The sequence below is a fragment of the Nonomuraea sp. NPDC049725 genome, assembly GCF_040674795.1.
In the GTDB taxonomy this organism is placed as follows: domain Bacteria; phylum Actinomycetota; class Actinomycetes; order Streptosporangiales; family Streptosporangiaceae; genus Nonomuraea; species Nonomuraea ceibae.
Map to the genome: position 1 here is coordinate 1 of NZ_JBFANJ010000011.1, position 14,570 is coordinate 14,570.

The 14,570-nt window shown below is 75.0% G+C and carries 15 protein-coding genes; 9 read left to right on the top strand and 6 right to left on the bottom strand.

Annotated features, from left to right (window positions below; genetic code table 11):
- A partial coding sequence (locus AB0J53_RS27275; protein WP_364177317.1) for a GNAT family N-acetyltransferase occupies positions 1–674 on the top strand: 674 nt, incomplete at its 5' end.
- Here the strand turns inward: AB0J53_RS27275 and AB0J53_RS27280 are convergent.
- Positions 669–1,019 carry a VOC family protein gene (locus AB0J53_RS27280; protein WP_364177320.1) on the bottom strand — a complete coding sequence of 117 codons (351 nt, stop codon included), beginning with the start codon at positions 1,017–1,019 and terminating at the stop codon, positions 669–671. The two genes, AB0J53_RS27275 and AB0J53_RS27280, sit on opposite strands and share 6 nt — an antisense overlap.
- Before the next feature lie 64 nt (positions 1,020–1,083).
- On the opposite strand from AB0J53_RS27280, the gene AB0J53_RS27285 reads away from it, so the two are divergent.
- Complete coding sequence (locus AB0J53_RS27285; RefSeq protein WP_364177323.1) at positions 1,084–1,605, top strand: helix-turn-helix domain-containing protein; 522 nt, start codon at positions 1,084–1,086, stop codon at positions 1,603–1,605.
- A gap of 223 nt (positions 1,606–1,828) precedes the next feature.
- Here AB0J53_RS27285 and AB0J53_RS27290 read toward each other — a convergent pair whose 3' ends face one another.
- On the bottom strand, positions 1,829–3,031 hold the full coding sequence (locus AB0J53_RS27290) for an MFS transporter (RefSeq protein WP_364177326.1): 1,203 nt from the start codon (positions 3,029–3,031) through the stop codon (positions 1,829–1,831).
- 72 nt (positions 3,032–3,103) lie between these two features.
- On the opposite strand from AB0J53_RS27290, the gene AB0J53_RS27295 reads away from it, so the two are divergent.
- Positions 3,104–4,108: a helix-turn-helix domain-containing protein gene (locus AB0J53_RS27295; RefSeq protein ID WP_219510952.1), complete on the top strand. Its 1,005-nt coding sequence runs from the start codon at positions 3,104–3,106 to the stop codon at positions 4,106–4,108.
- 31 nt (positions 4,109–4,139) lie between these two features.
- Here the strand turns inward: AB0J53_RS27295 and AB0J53_RS27300 are convergent, their stop codons facing one another.
- The gene (locus AB0J53_RS27300) at positions 4,140–5,153 is read right to left on the bottom strand and encodes a DUF5937 family protein (RefSeq protein ID WP_364177329.1); all 1,014 of its coding nucleotides are present in this window, start codon (positions 5,151–5,153) and stop codon (positions 4,140–4,142) included.
- A 56-nt stretch (positions 5,154–5,209) separates the two neighbouring features.
- Here AB0J53_RS27300 and AB0J53_RS27305 point away from each other — a divergent pair, with 56 nt between their 5' ends.
- The 3 genes from AB0J53_RS27305 (at position 5,210) to AB0J53_RS27315 (ending at position 8,603) form a co-directional block, all read left to right on the top strand.
- A complete protein-coding gene (locus AB0J53_RS27305; protein WP_364177332.1) occupies positions 5,210–6,484 on the top strand; it encodes an MFS transporter in 1,275 nt (424 codons plus the stop codon).
- A gap of 103 nt (positions 6,485–6,587) precedes the next feature.
- Positions 6,588–7,955 (top strand): sodium:alanine symporter family protein, encoded by a 1,368-nt coding sequence (locus AB0J53_RS27310; RefSeq protein ID WP_364177335.1) that lies wholly within the window; start codon positions 6,588–6,590, stop codon positions 7,953–7,955.
- Positions 7,956–8,066: 111 nt separating this feature from the next.
- Positions 8,067–8,603, top strand: a complete 537-nt coding sequence (locus AB0J53_RS27315) for a TetR/AcrR family transcriptional regulator (RefSeq protein WP_219510961.1) — start codon at positions 8,067–8,069, stop codon at positions 8,601–8,603.
- Here AB0J53_RS27315 and AB0J53_RS27320 read toward each other — a convergent pair.
- On the bottom strand, positions 8,600–10,123 hold the full coding sequence (locus AB0J53_RS27320) for an MFS transporter (RefSeq protein WP_364177339.1): 1,524 nt from the start codon (positions 10,121–10,123) through the stop codon (positions 8,600–8,602). The two genes, AB0J53_RS27315 and AB0J53_RS27320, sit on opposite strands and share 4 nt — an antisense overlap.
- Positions 10,124–10,267: 144 nt before the next feature.
- Here AB0J53_RS27320 and AB0J53_RS27325 point away from each other — a divergent pair, with 144 nt between their 5' ends.
- Positions 10,268–10,591: a hypothetical protein gene (locus AB0J53_RS27325; protein ID WP_364177342.1), complete on the top strand. Its 324-nt coding sequence runs from the start codon at positions 10,268–10,270 to the stop codon at positions 10,589–10,591.
- A gap of 52 nt (positions 10,592–10,643) precedes the next feature.
- On the opposite strand, the gene AB0J53_RS27330 is transcribed toward AB0J53_RS27325, so the two are convergent.
- Positions 10,644–11,030, bottom strand: coding sequence for a hypothetical protein (locus tag AB0J53_RS27330; protein WP_364177345.1), 387 nt, complete (start codon positions 11,028–11,030; stop codon positions 10,644–10,646).
- Positions 11,027–11,638 (bottom strand): hypothetical protein, encoded by a 612-nt coding sequence (locus AB0J53_RS27335; RefSeq protein WP_364177348.1) that lies wholly within the window; start codon positions 11,636–11,638, stop codon positions 11,027–11,029. Before AB0J53_RS27335 ends, AB0J53_RS27330 begins: the two co-directional genes overlap by 4 nt.
- A 197-nt stretch (positions 11,639–11,835) precedes the next feature.
- Here AB0J53_RS27335 and AB0J53_RS27340 point away from each other — a divergent pair, with 197 nt between their 5' ends.
- A complete protein-coding gene (locus AB0J53_RS27340) occupies positions 11,836–13,920 on the top strand; it encodes a sensor histidine kinase (protein ID WP_364177351.1) in 2,085 nt (694 codons plus the stop codon).
- Positions 13,917–14,570 (top strand): response regulator transcription factor, encoded by a 654-nt coding sequence (locus tag AB0J53_RS27345; RefSeq protein WP_364177354.1) that lies wholly within the window; start codon positions 13,917–13,919, stop codon positions 14,568–14,570. The genes AB0J53_RS27340 and AB0J53_RS27345 overlap by 4 nt, the downstream gene beginning before the upstream one ends.

A 14,570-nucleotide genomic window follows, 5' to 3' on the forward strand; every position in this document is an offset into this window, starting at 1 on the left:
GCAGCCGCCAGCATGCTCATCACGGGCGCCCGGTCGCGCCGGACGCCCGGCGCGACGGCGAGCTGGCCCGGCGGCTGGCCTCGGACCTCGGCGACCCGGGGCGGGGGGTGCTGCCCGCCGGGACGGCGAGCGTCGAGGCGCCGGCGGGCGCCCTGGTCAGGGACCTGCTGGGCGAGGACGGCTGGCAGTCCGGTGAGCCGTGGACGCCGCTGCGCCGCGACCTCACCGCGCCGGTGCCCGGCCCCGGCGTGCGGGTGGTGGAGGTCACCCCTGATCAGGTGCCCGATCGGGTGGCCGTCCAGCGGGCCTCGTTCGACGGGTCGACGTTCACGGAGGCGGCCTGGCACGCGATGGCCGCCGGCTCGCCGTACGCCGGCGCCCGCTGCCTGGTCGCCTACGACGAGCGGGGCGACGCGGTGGCGGCCGTGACCGTCTGGCCGGCCGGCCCGGACCGGCCCGGCCTGCTCGAACCGATGGGCGTGCACCGCGACCACCGAGGCCGCGGCCACGGCGCCGCGATCGTCCGCGCCGCCGCCGCGGCGCTGCGCGAGCTGGGCTCCTCCAGCGCGGTCGTGTGCACCCCCAGCTCCAACACCGCCGCCGTCGCCACCTACGGGTCGGCCGGCTTCGACCGCCTCCCCGAGGTCCGGGATCTGTGCCGGCCGCCCCTATGAGGGGTTCTGCTCCGTGGACTGGTCCATGACGTAGAGGGTCGCGCCGCCCGGGTCCCGGTAGGTGGCCTGGAAGCCGCCGGGGATCTCCGACGGCGCTTCGACCACGGCCAGCGACTCCGGGCGGGCGGCGTGGAACGCCTCGACGCTCTCGACGACGAACACCGGCCCGACCGGGGCGGCCGGGTCGTGGGCGTCGAGCATGATCTGCACGTCGGTGCCCGGCAGGGCCAGGGCCACGGTCGCGTCGCCCTCGCGCCAGCTCTCGGTGAAGCCGAGGCCGTCACGGTAGAGGGCGAGCGACGCCTTCAGGTCGGCGGTGGGGACGAACAGGAACTCCAGCTTCACGGCGCATCCTTCCGGATTCCGGACGTAATTGGATTTCCTCTCACCATAACGGCATTATGTACGGGTGCGCGAATGGATCCCCGTATCGACCTCCCCGAGGGGCAGGCTCGTACTCGCAGCGGTCAAGGAGTTCGGGGCGCGCCCCTTCGACGAGGTCACGGTCGCCGATCTGGCGGCGGCGGCCGAGGTCACCACGGGCGCCCTCTACCACCACTTCGGCAGCAAGCTCGGCCTGTACGCCTTCGTCCGGGACGACGTCGAACGGCGCCTGCTGGACCGGATGGAGGGCGCGATGGCGGCCACGGGGCCCGGGCCGGACCGCTCGGCGGTCGTCACCGCCGCCCTGCTGGTCGGCCTGGAATTCGCCGTACGCGAGAACTTCCTGCGCATCCTGGGCGAGCCGCCCCAGGACGCGGAGCGCGACCGGCTGGCCGAGCTGCTCGGACGCGGCGACCTGCCGTCGGCGCCGCTGCTGGGCCGCGTGCTCGCGGCGGCCTGGCGCGCGGCCCTGGCGGCGGTCGCCGAGGGCGCCGAGCCGGAACACGCCCGCGCCGCCCTCGCAGCCCTCAGGCCGCACACCCCCTGACGGGCCGCCGCCCGGGACGTGGGACGAATCGCCCGCTCAGGGAAGAAGGGCGTCGTCACCGGCCACGTCCATCCGGGCGCCGAGCCCGTACCTGTCGATCAGCTCGGTGATGGGCGTCCCGTCGACGCGGGCGACGACTTCGAGGGCGTCGAAACCGAGCTCGTCACGTCCCTGATCATCCCCCCTGGTCGAGGTCGGGTCAGGGGGTCAGAGAGGGCGCGGGTCAGGTGGGGGAGGTGGCGGGGGCGGGGAGGGCGGGGTCCGTGGGGGCGGACAGGCGGCGCAGGCCGCGTACCGGTCTGATCAGCAGCAGGGCGGCCGACACGCCGACCGTCACCACCGCCGAGCCCAGCAGGAAGGTCTGCGGCTCGACCACCAGGGCCGCCGGTCCGGCGAGCGCCTGGCCGACCGCCATGCCCGCGACCGATCCGGCCACCTGGTAGGCGGAGACCCGGTTGAGGACGTCCGGCGCGACGAGCGTCTGCACGCTGGTCGACCACATGACCGACCAGAACGCCATCGCGCATCCCCCGATCACGTGGCCCGCCATCAGCGTCGGCAGCGGCGCGCCGAGGGCGACGGTCAGCGGCACCGGAGCGTAGCCGATCAGCGCGATCGCCCCGGCGGCCAGCGGCCGGGCCGGGCGCAGCCGGATGGCGACCACGCCGCCGATCACCGTGCCGAGGCCGAGCGCGGCCATCACCCAGCCGTAGTCGGCGCCGATGACCTGCGACGACAGCGGCACGGACGGCCCGACGACCAGGACGCCCCAGAACACCCACACCAGGATGACCGACCACATCCAGCTCCTGGCCTTGAACTCGTGCCAGCCCCGGCGCAGGTCGGCCAGCACGTTCGAGGGTTCGGGCCTGGGCACGGTGACGCGGACCAGCAGCAGGCAGATGGCGCTGACCAGGAACGTCGCGGAGTCCAGCGCGTACACGAACACCGGGCCGGCCGCGAGCACCAGGATTCCGGCCAGCGCGGGCCCGGCGAGCTGGGTGATGGCCTCGGCGATCTTCAGCGTGGCGTTGGCCCGCTGCGGGTCGCGGGCGACGAGCGGCACCATGCCGTTGACGCCGGGCTCGAACATGCCGGCCCCGATCCCGGAGAGGAACGCCATCGCCAGCAGCAGGCCGTACGGCGGGGCGCCGTCGAGGAAGGCGACCGCCACCGTGGCCTGGGTGAGGATCCGCAGCAGATCCGCGACGATCATCACGGTACGGGCGCCGATGCGGTCGGCGAGGACGCCGCCGAAGAGCATGACGAGGACGGCGGAGGCGGTCCAGAGGGCCAGCACGTAGCCGACTCCCGCGATGCCGTACACCTGGCCGACCGCGAGGGCGGCGGCGACCGGCATCATGGCGTCACCGAGCAGCGAGATCGTCCGGGCGCCGAAATAGAGGGTGAAATTCCTCGTCCACATAAGCAACAATTGTGGATATTTCCAGATCAGGGCGCTGGTGTCCCAGATGACATCATTGGGTACATTTGCGCCATGCTCCTCGCGCCACCCCTGGACCTGCCCTCGGCCACGCTCCCCGCGTGCCCCCCGCCGCCTCCGCCGCTCGACCCGCACCGCGTGGTCGCCCTCGTCGGCGAGAACCAGGAGCTCTACCCCGTCACCTCGGCCTCGGCGGTCTTCGGCTACCAGGGACGCGAGATCCCCCAGCATTACAGCTTCCGCCTCTGCGCCGAACGCCCCGGCTCGCTCACCACCACGCTGGGCGCCCCCATCCACGTCGAACACGGCCTCGACGCCCTCGACACCGCCGACACCGTCGTCATCGCGAGCTGGACGGTCGCCCCCACGCCCGCCGTGCTCGACGCCGTCGCCGGGGTCCACGCCCGCGGCGGCCGGATCGTCGCCGTCTGCGCCGGGATCTTCATCCCGGCCGCGCTCGGCCTGCTCGACGGCCGCCGCGCCTCCGTCCACTGGGACCTCGCCGCCGACCTGGTCGCGCGCCACCCCCGCATCGTCCCCGACGACACCGTCATCTACGTGGACCACGGCGACGTCGCCACCGCCGGGGCCTCGGCCGCCACCCTGGACCTCTGCCTCCACCAGGTCCTCCAGGAGCACGGCGCGTCCCACGCCATGCGCGTCGGCCGCCAGCTCGCCGCCGGGCCGCACCGCGAGGGCTGCCAGCGCCAGTACCCGCCGCTGCCGACGGCCGGGCCCATGCCGGACTCCCTCGCGCCGCTGCTGGAATGGCTGCTCGCGCACCTGTCCGAGCCCGTCACCGTCGAGGACATGGCCGCCTTCTCCGGCGTCTCCCCGCGCACGCTCACCCGCCAGTTCGCCGACCAGCTCGGCGTCCCGCCGGCCCGCTGGCTGCTGGAGCGCCGCCTGGCCGCCACCCGCGCGCTCCTGGAGGACACCGACCTGCCGGTGGAGACGATCGCCGCCCGCGTCGGCCTGTCCTCGGCGGTCAACCTGCGCCGCCGCTTCCACGCCGCGCTCAACACCACCCCGGCCGCCTACCGCCGCGCCTTCCGCTGACCGGCCCCGTGCCGGGCCCGGCCGGGGGCGGCTACGGGGCGCGGTCCTCCGGGTCGGGGGCGGAGCCGCCGGCGACGAGGGCGTCGCCGAGCTCGGAGCGCAGGTAGAGGACCGAGCGGCCGTGCCGCGCGCTGGTGAGCAGGCCGGCGTCGCGCAGCGCGCGCAGGTGCTGGTTGACGGCCGAGGTGGTGACGCCGAGGCGGCCGGCCAGCTCGGTGGAGGAGGCCGGGGTCGCGAGCGTCGTCAGCAGTCCCGCGCGGGTCGCGCCGAGCAGGCCGGTGAGCGCCGCGGGGGAGCGGTGCGTCTCCGTCTGCCAGAGCGTGCCCGCGCCGCGCGTGCCGTACATGATCAGCGGTGGCTCCTCCGGCGAGATGGGTGCGGTCACCCCCCGGCCGAACAGCGTCGGCACGAGGGTGAGCCCCTCGCCGCCGGTGGAGCGCCGGTAGCCGGCGCTGGTGGTCAGGCGGACGCGCACCACGCCGCCGTCGAGGGAGACGCGTTCGCTGAGCCCGGCGAACATGGCCGCCAGGCCGTGCGCCGAGATGACCTGCGCCCGGTGGATGATGTCGGCCTGCAGGACCGTGCGCATCCTCGGCCACCAGGGCGCGAAGCAGGCGTGCCAGTACGCGCGCAGCGCCGTGGTGATGCGCTCGCGCACGGCGGCCGGGTCGCCGCGCAGCGGCTCGGGCAGTTCCCCTGGGTGCAGGGCGCGCAGGTCGTCGAGCATGCGCTCCAGGGGGACGCGGGCGATGGCGGCGAGCTCGTCGTCGATGCGGGTGAGCGGCGCGTACGGCCGGGGCGTCAGGTAGTCGGGCGACCACATGGACGCGTTCGTGAGGGCGTGGAGCAGGGGCAGGTCGAGCCCGGCCCGGACCCGCTCGGTGCGCCGCAGCCAGGGCAGGTGGACGGGATAGCGCCCGGGGTCGCGGAACGTGCGCAGGGACAGCGTCAGCTCGTTGACGGGCGAGACGGCGAAGCGCACGTCGGCGACGTCCATCCCGGCGAGCTCGTACGAGATCAGCCCGCCGCCCGGGAGCATGACCATGTAGCCATACCCTACATGAATTCGCCCATCGGTTCCGATACGGCACAAAGGGGACCGTGATCCGTACCTTCTTCCCCGAGGACCGCGTCGGCCGCTCGCTCACGCTGAGCACGATGGCGTTCGCGCTGTCCAGCGGCGTCTTCTACACCGTCAGCACGCTGTACTTCACGCTCGTCGTCGGGCTCGCCCCCACCACCGTGGGCCTGGGGCTCGGCATCGCGGGCGGCGCCGGCGTGCTGTCCTCGTACGTCTCGGGACGGCTGGCCGACCGGCTCGGCGCGCATCGCGTCCAGGTGGCGGCGACGGCGCTCAACGGCGCGGCGATGCTCGGCTACACGCTCACCTCGGACGCCGTCGCGTTCACCGTGGTCGCCTGCCTGGCGACGGCGATGCGGTCGGCCAGCGGCACGTCGAAGCAGGCGATGCTGGCGCGCTGGTACACCGGCCCGGAACGCGTCGAGGTGCGGGCCCGGATGCGCGTGGTCACGAACGTCTTCATCGGCCTGGGCACCGTGGCCGCCGCCGCGGCGCTCCTGGCCGGCACCGCCGCCGCCTACCGGGCCGCGATGCTCGTCTCCGGCCTGCTGCTGCTGACGGCGAGCGTGCCCCTGGCGCGGCTGGCCGGCCGGGTGCCGGAGCTGGCCGGACGGATGGCCGCCCCGGCCGGTCCCGCGAAGGGCGCCGCCGCCGGGCCGTCGCCGCTCAAGGACCGCACGTACGTGGCGAGCGTCGCGTGCAACACGGTGGTGGCCATGCAGTTCGGCCTGATGACCGTCGGCGTGCCGCTGTGGGTCGCCTCCACCGAGGCCCCGACCGCCCTCGTGTCGGTGCTGCTCGTCCTCAACACCGTGGTCGTGGCCCTGCTCCAGGTGCGCTTCTCGCGCGGCGTGCACGACGTGCGCCGCGCCGGGATCGCCGTCCGCCGCGCGTCGTGGCTGCTCGCGCTCGCCTGCGGGGCGTACGCGCTGGCGGGCTACGGGAACGTGGCCGTCGCGTGCGCGCTGCTCCTGGTGGCCGCGTTCGCCCACACGCTCGGCGAGATCCTCGGCGAGGCGGGCGGCTGGGGCATGGCCTTCGAGCTGGCCGACCCGCGCAGCGCGGGCGCCTACCAGGGCCTCAGCCAGACCGGCTACTCGATCGCCGCGATGGTCTCTCCGGTGCTCGTCACCGCCACCGCCGTCGAGCACGGGACCGTGGGCTGGCTCGCGCTGGCCGTGCTGTTCGTCGCCGGCGGCACCGGGGCCGCGGCGGTCGCCCGCCGGCACCGCCCCGCGCCCGCCGCGGACGGCCCCGCGCCGGTCACCGAGCCCGTCGGCTCGCCGCCCGCCTGACAGGAGCGCCGGGGCGACTTGACCGGATGATGTTGCCCGGCGCCCCGGAAAGGGCAGGGACCCCCGGAGACGATCATCCGCTCGGACGACCTGAGGAGCTGGTGTGCAAGACATCCTGTCGAGGATCTCGGACTTCGTCTGGGGACCGTTCCTGCTGATCCCGTTGCTCCTGCTGACGGGCCTCTACCTGACGATCATGCTGCGCGGGCTGCAGTTCCGCAGGCTGTTCTACGCGTTGTGGCTGGCGCTCATCCGGCGCAAGGAGCCGGGCGGCGTCGGCGACATCACCCACTACCAGGCGCTGTCGACGGCGCTGGCGGCCACCGTGGGCGTCGGCAACATCGCGGGCGTCGCCACGGCCATCCACTTCGGCGGGCCCGGCGCGCTGTTCTGGATGTGGGTGACCGGCCTGGTCGGCATGGCGACCAAGTACTCCGAGGCGTTCCTCGGCGTCCGCTTCCGCCGCACCGACGCCAAGGGCGAGCAGAGCGGCGGCCCGATGTTCTACCTCACCTACGGGGTGGGCGGCAGGTTCGGGGCGACGCTGGGCGTGCTGTTCGCGGTGTTCGGCGCGCTGGCGGCGTTCGGCATCGGCAACATGGTGCAGTCCAACAGCGTGGCCGACGCGATCAACGCGCAGTGGGACGTGCCCATGTGGCTGACCGGCGCGGTCATCACGGTGCTGGCCGCCGTCGTCATCCTGGGCGGCATCAAGAGCATCGGCGCGGTCACCAGCGCCTTCGTCCCCGTGATGATCGTCTTCTACATCCTCGGGGCGCTGTGGATCATCATCGCCAACGTCGGCGAGCTGCCCGGCGCGCTCGCGCTCATCTTCACCGACGCCTTCACGGGCACCGCCGCCACGGGCGGGTTCGCGGGCGCGGGCGTCCTGCTGGCGATCCGGTACGGGGTCGCCCGCGGCATCTTCTCCAACGAGTCCGGCCTCGGGACCGGCGGGATCGCCGCGGCGGCGGCCAAGACGACCGAGCCCGCGCGACAGGCGCTCGTGTCGATGACGCAGACGTTCATCGACACGCTCGTCGTGGTCAGCATGACCGGCCTGGCCATCGTCGTCACCGGCGCCTGGCGCAGCGGCGAGAACGGCGCGCCCCTGACCACCCTGGCCTTCAGCCACGGCCTGCCCGGTCAGTGGGGCGGCATCGTCGTCACGATCGGCCTGGTGTTCTTCGCGTTCTCCACGCTGCTCGGCTGGGCGTACTACGGGGAGCGGTGCATGGACCGGCTCTTCGGTCGGGTGGCGGTGACGCCGTACCGGCTGCTGTTCATCGTGCTGATCTTCACCGGCACGGTGCTGGAGCTGCAGACGGTGTGGACGTTCTCCGACATCATGAACGGCCTCATGGCGCTGCCGAACCTCATCGGCCTCATCCTGCTGTCGGGCCTGGTCGTCCGCGAGACCCGCGCGTACTTCGCCAGGCCGGACTGGCGGGACGACACGGTGTCGCGGTGAGCCCACGCGCCCTCACCGCGGCCGGCGCCCGGACGGCCCGCGCCACCAGGGCCTTGGGTCCCGGACCTCTGTTTGAAACAACTGTTTACGGGCGCTGGTAGGATCGCCCGAATGGGAGTCCCTGAGGATTTGCTGGCCGCGGCCAAGCAGTGCCTGTCCGAGCGCGGCTACGCCCGCACGACGGTGCGCGACATCGTCGCCGTCTCCGGCAGCAACCTCGCCGCGATCAACTACCACTTCCGCTCCAAGGACGCCCTGCTCACCCAGGCGATGATCGAGACGACCGGGGAAGCGGTCGCCGAGGTCCTCAAGGCGTTCCCGGACGACTCCAAGCAGTGGTTCGAGGCGTTCTGGGGGGAGATGATCGAATCGTTCCGGGCCAATCCGATGGTGTGGCGCGCCAACGTGGAGACGCTCGCGCAGGCGCCCCACCTGCCCGAGGTACGGGCCCGCCTGACCGAAGGGCAGGCGCTCGCCCAGCGCGAGCTGGGCAGGCGGCTGCCGCACGGGGACGAGGCGGGCGCGCAGGTGCTGCTGACGCTGTTCATCGGCCTGCTGGTGCGCTGGCAGCTCGACCCGGACAACGCCCCGTCGGCCCGCGACCTGGTCGCCGGGATCCGCTCGGTGGCCGAGGCCGCGGGCGGCTAACGCATCGCGTGCCGCCCGGCGGGGTCCGGCTGGGCGGGCGGCGTCGCGCGCCGCACGGAACGCAGCAGGACCGGCGCGAGCACCGCCATCAGGCACAGGCCCGCCGCGGCGGCGCTCATGGCGTAGTGCTGGCCCTGCGTGAAGGCCACCCGGGCCGCCCCGGCCAGCGCGCTCCCGGCCGCCTCCGGCAGGTGCCGGGCCGTCTCCAGAGCGCCGCCGAGGGTGTCCATCGCGGGCGCGGGCGCGCCGGTGCCGGCGAGGTGGCCCCGGTAGACGGCGGTCCCGATGCTCCCCAGCAGCGAGATGCCGAGCGCGCCGCCGAACTCGGTGGCCACCTGCGACAGCCCGGCGACCGACCCGGCCCGCTCCGGCGGGGCGGTGGCGATGATCAGATCCGAGGAGACGGTCAGGACGAGCGTCACGCCGCCGGCCATGAGCATGATCCCGGCGATCAGCAGGCCGCCCTGGCCGGTCACGTCCAGCATCGAGAGCACCGCGAACCCGCTCGCGCCGACGAGCAGCCCCACGCAGACCACCAGCCCGGGCCGCACCCTGCGGACCAGGACGGGGGCCAGCCCGGCGGCGAGCATCGCCGTGCCCGCCGACGGAAGCGCGTACAGCCCGGCGATGAGCGGCCTGGCGCCCATGACCATCTGCAGATACTGGGTGGTGAACAGGCTGGAGCCGACCATGGCGAAGACGCCGAGCGTGTTGGCGCTGATGGCCGCGGTGAAGGCGCGGCTGCCGAACAGGCGCACGTCCAGCAGGGGATCGGCGGCCGAGCGCTGGCGGCGGACGAAGGCCACGCCCAGCGCCAGCCCGGTCACGACGGCGAGCACCGGGGCCCAGCCGAGGCCGTCCTGGGCGATGTGCTGGATCCCGTAGATCGCCGGCAGGATCGCGCCCAGTGACAGGGCCACGCTCACCAGGTCGAAGCGCCCCGGGCGCGGGTCACGCGACTCGGGGAGCAGCAGCGGCGCCAGGACCAGCAGCAGCGCCATCACCGGCAGGTTGACCAGGAACACCGAGCCCCACCAGAAGTGCTCCAGCAGCGCGCCGCCCATCAGCGGGCCCAGCATGGCGCCACCGGCGAACGCGCCCGTCCAGATGGAGATCGCGACCCGGCGCTGGCCGGCGTCGTGGAACATGTTGCGGATCAGCGACAGCGTCGAGGGCATCAGGGTCGCGCCGCCCACCCCGAGCAGGGCCCGGGTGACGATGAGCAGGTCCGCGCTGGGGGAGAAGGCGGCGACCGCCGAGGCCGCGCCGAAGGCCGCCGCCCCGGCCAGCAGCAGCCGCCGCCGTCCGATCCGGTCGCCCAGCGTGCCCATCGGCAGCAGCAGCCCGGCCAGCATGAACGGGTAGATGTCGATGATCCACAGCAGCTGGGCGCCGCTCGGCGCCAGCTCGGCGCTGATGAACGGCAGCGCGTACGACAGCACGTGCAGGTCGACGGAGATCAGGAGCACGGGCAGGACCAGGACCGCCAGCCCGATCCACTGCTTGCGTCCGGCCCTCATGGCCGGCCCGCCCGGCCGAGGGGGTGCGGGGGGTGTGGGACCGCGGTCGTCGCGGTGGGTGATGTCATGCCGCCGACCATACACACGTTTGGCGCAGTCGTGCAAAACGTTTGTTTGTGACAATTGTTTGGATAGGGTGGCGGCATGACCGAGCGAGACGACCCGGCCCCGGCGATGCCGTCGCTGACCCTGCGTCAGGCTTTGCTGATCGTGGACGCGGTGAACGGCCTGGGCTCCACCGGCCGCCTGGCCAGGGCACGCCTGCTGGCGCGGGAGGTGGCGGCGGTGATCGCGCTGGGCGCGCCGGAGGTGTGGGCCGACGACGGGCGCGCCCTGCTGGGGCTGATCGAGACCTGGACGACCGGCGAGCGCCTGGCCGTCATCGACGCCGCCGAGCGGTTCTGGGCCTCCGCCGAGGGCGGCTACGAGGAGGGCCTGCGCGCGGCGGGCCTGCTGCCCGGGGCATGAACCGGGCGGGAACCCGGCCGTGCCCGGCGCCGGAGAGTGAGCCGGGCCTCCGTCACCGGTGGCGGACGACGCCCGTCATCGTGGTGCCGCCGGCGGGCACGCTGTTCACCGTCACCAGCCCGCCCACCTCGGCGAACGCGGCGCTCAGCGCGGCGATCCGCGACGCCGGCCACGGCTCGCCGCCGCCCTCGTGGCTGACCGTCAGGCGCACCCCCCGGGCGCCCGACGTGCAGGCCACGTGCACCACCGCCGGCCGCTCGCCGTCCTCGACCGCGCCCAGCGCCTCCCGCAGCGCCCGCGCGAGCGCCCCGGCGACCCGCGCCGGCACGGGCGTGCCGGTCCAGAGCCACGCCTCCACGGGGACGCCGGTCCGCTCCGACCAGGCGGTCAGCACCTCCGCCACCGTCGCGGGACGGCCGGGCGCACGCGTCCCGCTCACCGCGACCGGACCGCCATCCGCACCCCGATGACCCCGTACGTGCCCACCAGCCAGGCGGCGCTGACGTACGTGGACACGACGCCGCCACCGAGGATCTGCGCGGCCATCGTCACCGGGAACCAGCACCCGGCCACGAGCGGCAGCCACCGCATCGCCCCCCGGTAGCGGCCGGTCACCGCGACCGCCACGCCGAGCACCAGCATGCCGAGCATGCTCAGCGGCCAGCACCCGTCCAGGATCATCAGCCACAGCGGGAACTCGTCGTGCGTGGCGTAGCCGAACGACAGCGCGTTCAGCAGGAACGCCCCCGGCAGCAGCGCGAGCAGGACGACGGGCACGGCCCGCCCGGCCCGGTCGCCGCTGGCCCGGTCGGCCCGCAGCCGCCACACGAACGCCCACACCCCGGCCGCGAACATCATGCCGGTGACCGTGTCCAGCGTCTGGATGCCCTCCTGGATCTTCTCCCCGACCACGAGCGTGCCCACGGCCCAGGCGCTCGCGCCGGCCGCGAGCAGCACCCCGGCCGTCCGGGTCGCCGCCCGTCCGTCGGGGACTCTCGCGGCGAGGGCCCCCGTGGCGAGGGTGGTGTCGTGCGGGCTCTCTGACATGGGGCGCCTCCGTCGTCGCGGGCCCCGGCCGGGCGCCGGGGCGGCCTCCACGGTCGCGCCGCCGCGTCCCGGGCCACCAGGGAACGCCGCCACCCCCGCCGTCCCGGCGCTGTCCCGGACCGGACGGGACAGGAGTCCCGGCAGATCCGGGATCGCGGTCACCTCCCGCCGGCGGCGGCGCGTGCCACGCTAGGGAGGTGTTCAGGTATCGCGCGGGCCGCCGCGTCCCGGGCCACCAGGAAACGCCCCCGCCCCCGTCCCCGCCGCCCCGCGACCCGGCGCGGACGGCCGCCGTCGCCGTCGCCGCCGCGGCGGGCCTGGCCGCGCTCGCCGCCACCGGGCTGGACCTCGCGGCGGGCCCCGCCGTCCGGCCCGAGCCGATCGACTGGCCGGTGTGGTCGTCGACGGTGCCGGGCGTCGCGCTCGCCGCCGCCGGGTTCGTCCTCGCCACCCGGCTGCCCCGCCACCTGATGACCTGGCTGCTGCTCGGCGGCGGCGCCGTCTCCGGCCTGAACGCGCTCGGCGCCGCCTACGCCGTCCTGTCGCTGCACGCGCACGGCGGGCGGCTGCCGCTGACGGCCGCCGCCCTGTTCGCCGGGGCGCGGCTCGGGCCGCTGCTCAACCTGGTGACGCCGCTGGTGCTGCTGTACTTCCCCGACGGGCGGCTGCCGTCGCCGCGCTGGCGCGCCGCGGCCTGGCTGACGCTCGGCTCGGCCGGGCTGGCCGCCCTCCTGTTCATGACCGTGCCCTGGCGGCTGATGTCGGCCGGACCCGGGTGGCCGGGCGTCGACGCACCGCTGCCGCCGCTGCCCGACGCGGTGTGGACCGCGCTGCTGCCCGCCGCGCCCCTGCTGCTCGTCGTGAGCACGGCCGTCCCGGTGCTCGCGTTCGTCAGCCGCTTCCGCGGCTCGCGCGGCGTGCTGCGCGCCCAGCTCCGCTGGATGGCGCTGGCCGCGCTGCTCAACGGCGCGCTCATCCTGCTGCCGCTCGCGCTGAGAGGGCTGCCGCAGGACCTCGCGTTCGTGCTGTCGCTGCTGGCCGTCGCGGGCGCGGTGCTTGTCGCCGTCGGCCGCTACCGGCTGTACGACATCGACCCGCTGCTCGGCTGGACGCTGCTGTACGGCGGCCTGGCCGTGGCCGTCGTCGCCATCGACGTGCCCATCTTCGTCGGGCTCGGCGCGCTGATCGACGAGCCGGTCGCCGCCGTCCTGGCCGCCTCGGCCGTCGCCCTGGTGTACGCGCCGCTGCGCGAGCGGGCCCGCCGCTGGGTGAGCCGCGTCCTGACCGGCCGGGCCGAGCCGTACGAGGTCGTCTCGGTCCTGGCGCGGCGGCTGGAGGAGGCGACCGGCCCCGAACGCCCCCTGCTGGAGCCGCTGCTGGAGACCGCGCGGGCCGTCTGCGCCGCCTACGGCTCCCCGTACGCGAGGGTGGAGCTCGACCAGGCGGACGGCGGGACGCTCGTCGCCGAGCACGGCACGCCGGGCGGCGCCACGGTCGTGCTGCCGATCGGCTACCGGGGCGAGCCCATCGGGCGGCTGTCGCTGACCCCGCGCGGCCGGCTCGCCGAGGCCGACGAGCGGCTGCTGGCCGACGTCGTCCGGCAGACGGCGGCGGCGGTGCGGGCGATCGCGCTCAGCGAGGAGCTGCAGGAGAGCCGGGCGCGACTGGTGTCCGGGGTGGCCGAGGAGCGGCGGCGGCTGCGCCGCGACCTGCACGACGGGCTCGGCCCGGCGCTCGCCGCGGCGGCGCTGAAGGTCGAGGCGGCCGGCAACCTGATGGAGCGCGAGCCCGCCGCCGCCCGGCAGGCGCTCGGGCAGGTGCGCGCCGACCTCGGCGCCGTCATCGGCGACGTCCGGCGGCTCGTGCACGACCTGCGGCCGCCCGCGCTGGACCAGTGGGGGCTGGCCGGGGCGCTGCGCAAGGAGGCGGCCAGGTTCAGCGACGGCGGGCTGGCCGTGCGCGTCGAGGTGCGCGGCGAGCTCGACGGGCTGCCCGCCGCCACGGAGGTCGCCGCGTACCGGATCGTGTGCGAGGCTCTCGTCAACGTGGCCAGGCACGCGGCCGCGCGGACGTGCGAGGTCCGGCTGACCCGGACCGGCGGCGAGCTGGAGGTCGAGGTGGCCGACGACGGCCGGGGCGTGGAGCCGCAGGCGGCGCCCGGGGTGGGGCTGATCGCCATGCGGGAGCGGGCGCGGGAGCTGGGCGGCCGGTGCTCGGTCGCGCTGCGGGCGGGCGGCGGCACGCTCGTCCGGGCGGTGCTGCCGTCGGGGGGCGTCGCGTGAGCGTGCCGCGCGTGCTGCTGGCCGACGACCATCCCGTCTACCGTGACGGGCTGCGCATGATGCTCGACTCGACGGGCCAGGTCGAGGTGGTCGGCACCGCCGCCGACGGCGCGCGGGCCGTGGCGCTGGCCGCCGAGCTGCGGCCCGACGTGGTGGTGCTCGACCTGCAGATGCCGGGCCTGGACGGGCTCGCCGCCGCCGAACGCATCCTGGCGGCGGCGCCGGGCACGGGCGTGCTCGTGCTGAGCATGCACGAGGACGACGACACCGTGCTGGCGGCGATGCGCGCGGGCGCGCGCGGCTACCTGCTCAAGGGCGCCGACCAGACGGAGATCCTGCGGGCGATCACCGCCGTCGCGGGCGGCGAGGTGATCTTCGGGCAGGCGCTGGCGGCGCGGGTGAGCGGCTTCTTCGCCCGGCTGGCGGGCGGCGACGCGCCGAGGGCGCAGCCGTTCCCGCAGCTCACCGCCCGCGAACGGGAGGTGCTGGAGCTGATCGCGGCGGGGCTGTCCAACGCGGAGATCGCGGCGCGGCTGTTCCTGTCGCCGAAGACGGTGCGCAACAACGTGTCGAACGTGTTCGCCAAGCTCCAGGTCGCCGACCGCGCCCAGGCGATCATCCGGGCACGCGACGCGGGTCTCGGCCGCTGA

What these genes read in the sequence shown, in the direction of transcription:
- AB0J53_RS27335 (WP_364177348.1), bottom strand. Translation starts at nt 11,638, where the DNA reads ATGTCAGAGAGCCCGCACGACACCACCCTCGCCACGGGGGCCCTCGCC.
- AB0J53_RS27300 (WP_364177329.1), bottom strand. Translation starts at nt 5,153, where the DNA reads ATGGTCATGCTCCCGGGCGGCGGGCTGATCTCGTACGAGCTCGCCGGG.
- AB0J53_RS27295 (WP_219510952.1), top strand. Translation starts at nt 3,104, where the DNA reads ATGCTCCTCGCGCCACCCCTGGACCTGCCCTCGGCCACGCTCCCCGCG.
- AB0J53_RS27290 (WP_364177326.1), bottom strand. Translation starts at nt 3,031, where the DNA reads ATGTGGACGAGGAATTTCACCCTCTATTTCGGCGCCCGGACGATCTCG.
- AB0J53_RS27325 (WP_364177342.1), top strand. Translation starts at nt 10,268, where the DNA reads ATGACCGAGCGAGACGACCCGGCCCCGGCGATGCCGTCGCTGACCCTG.
- AB0J53_RS27315 (WP_219510961.1), top strand. Translation starts at nt 8,067, where the DNA reads ATGGGAGTCCCTGAGGATTTGCTGGCCGCGGCCAAGCAGTGCCTGTCC.
- AB0J53_RS27320 (WP_364177339.1), bottom strand. Translation starts at nt 10,123, where the DNA reads ATGAGGGCCGGACGCAAGCAGTGGATCGGGCTGGCGGTCCTGGTCCTG.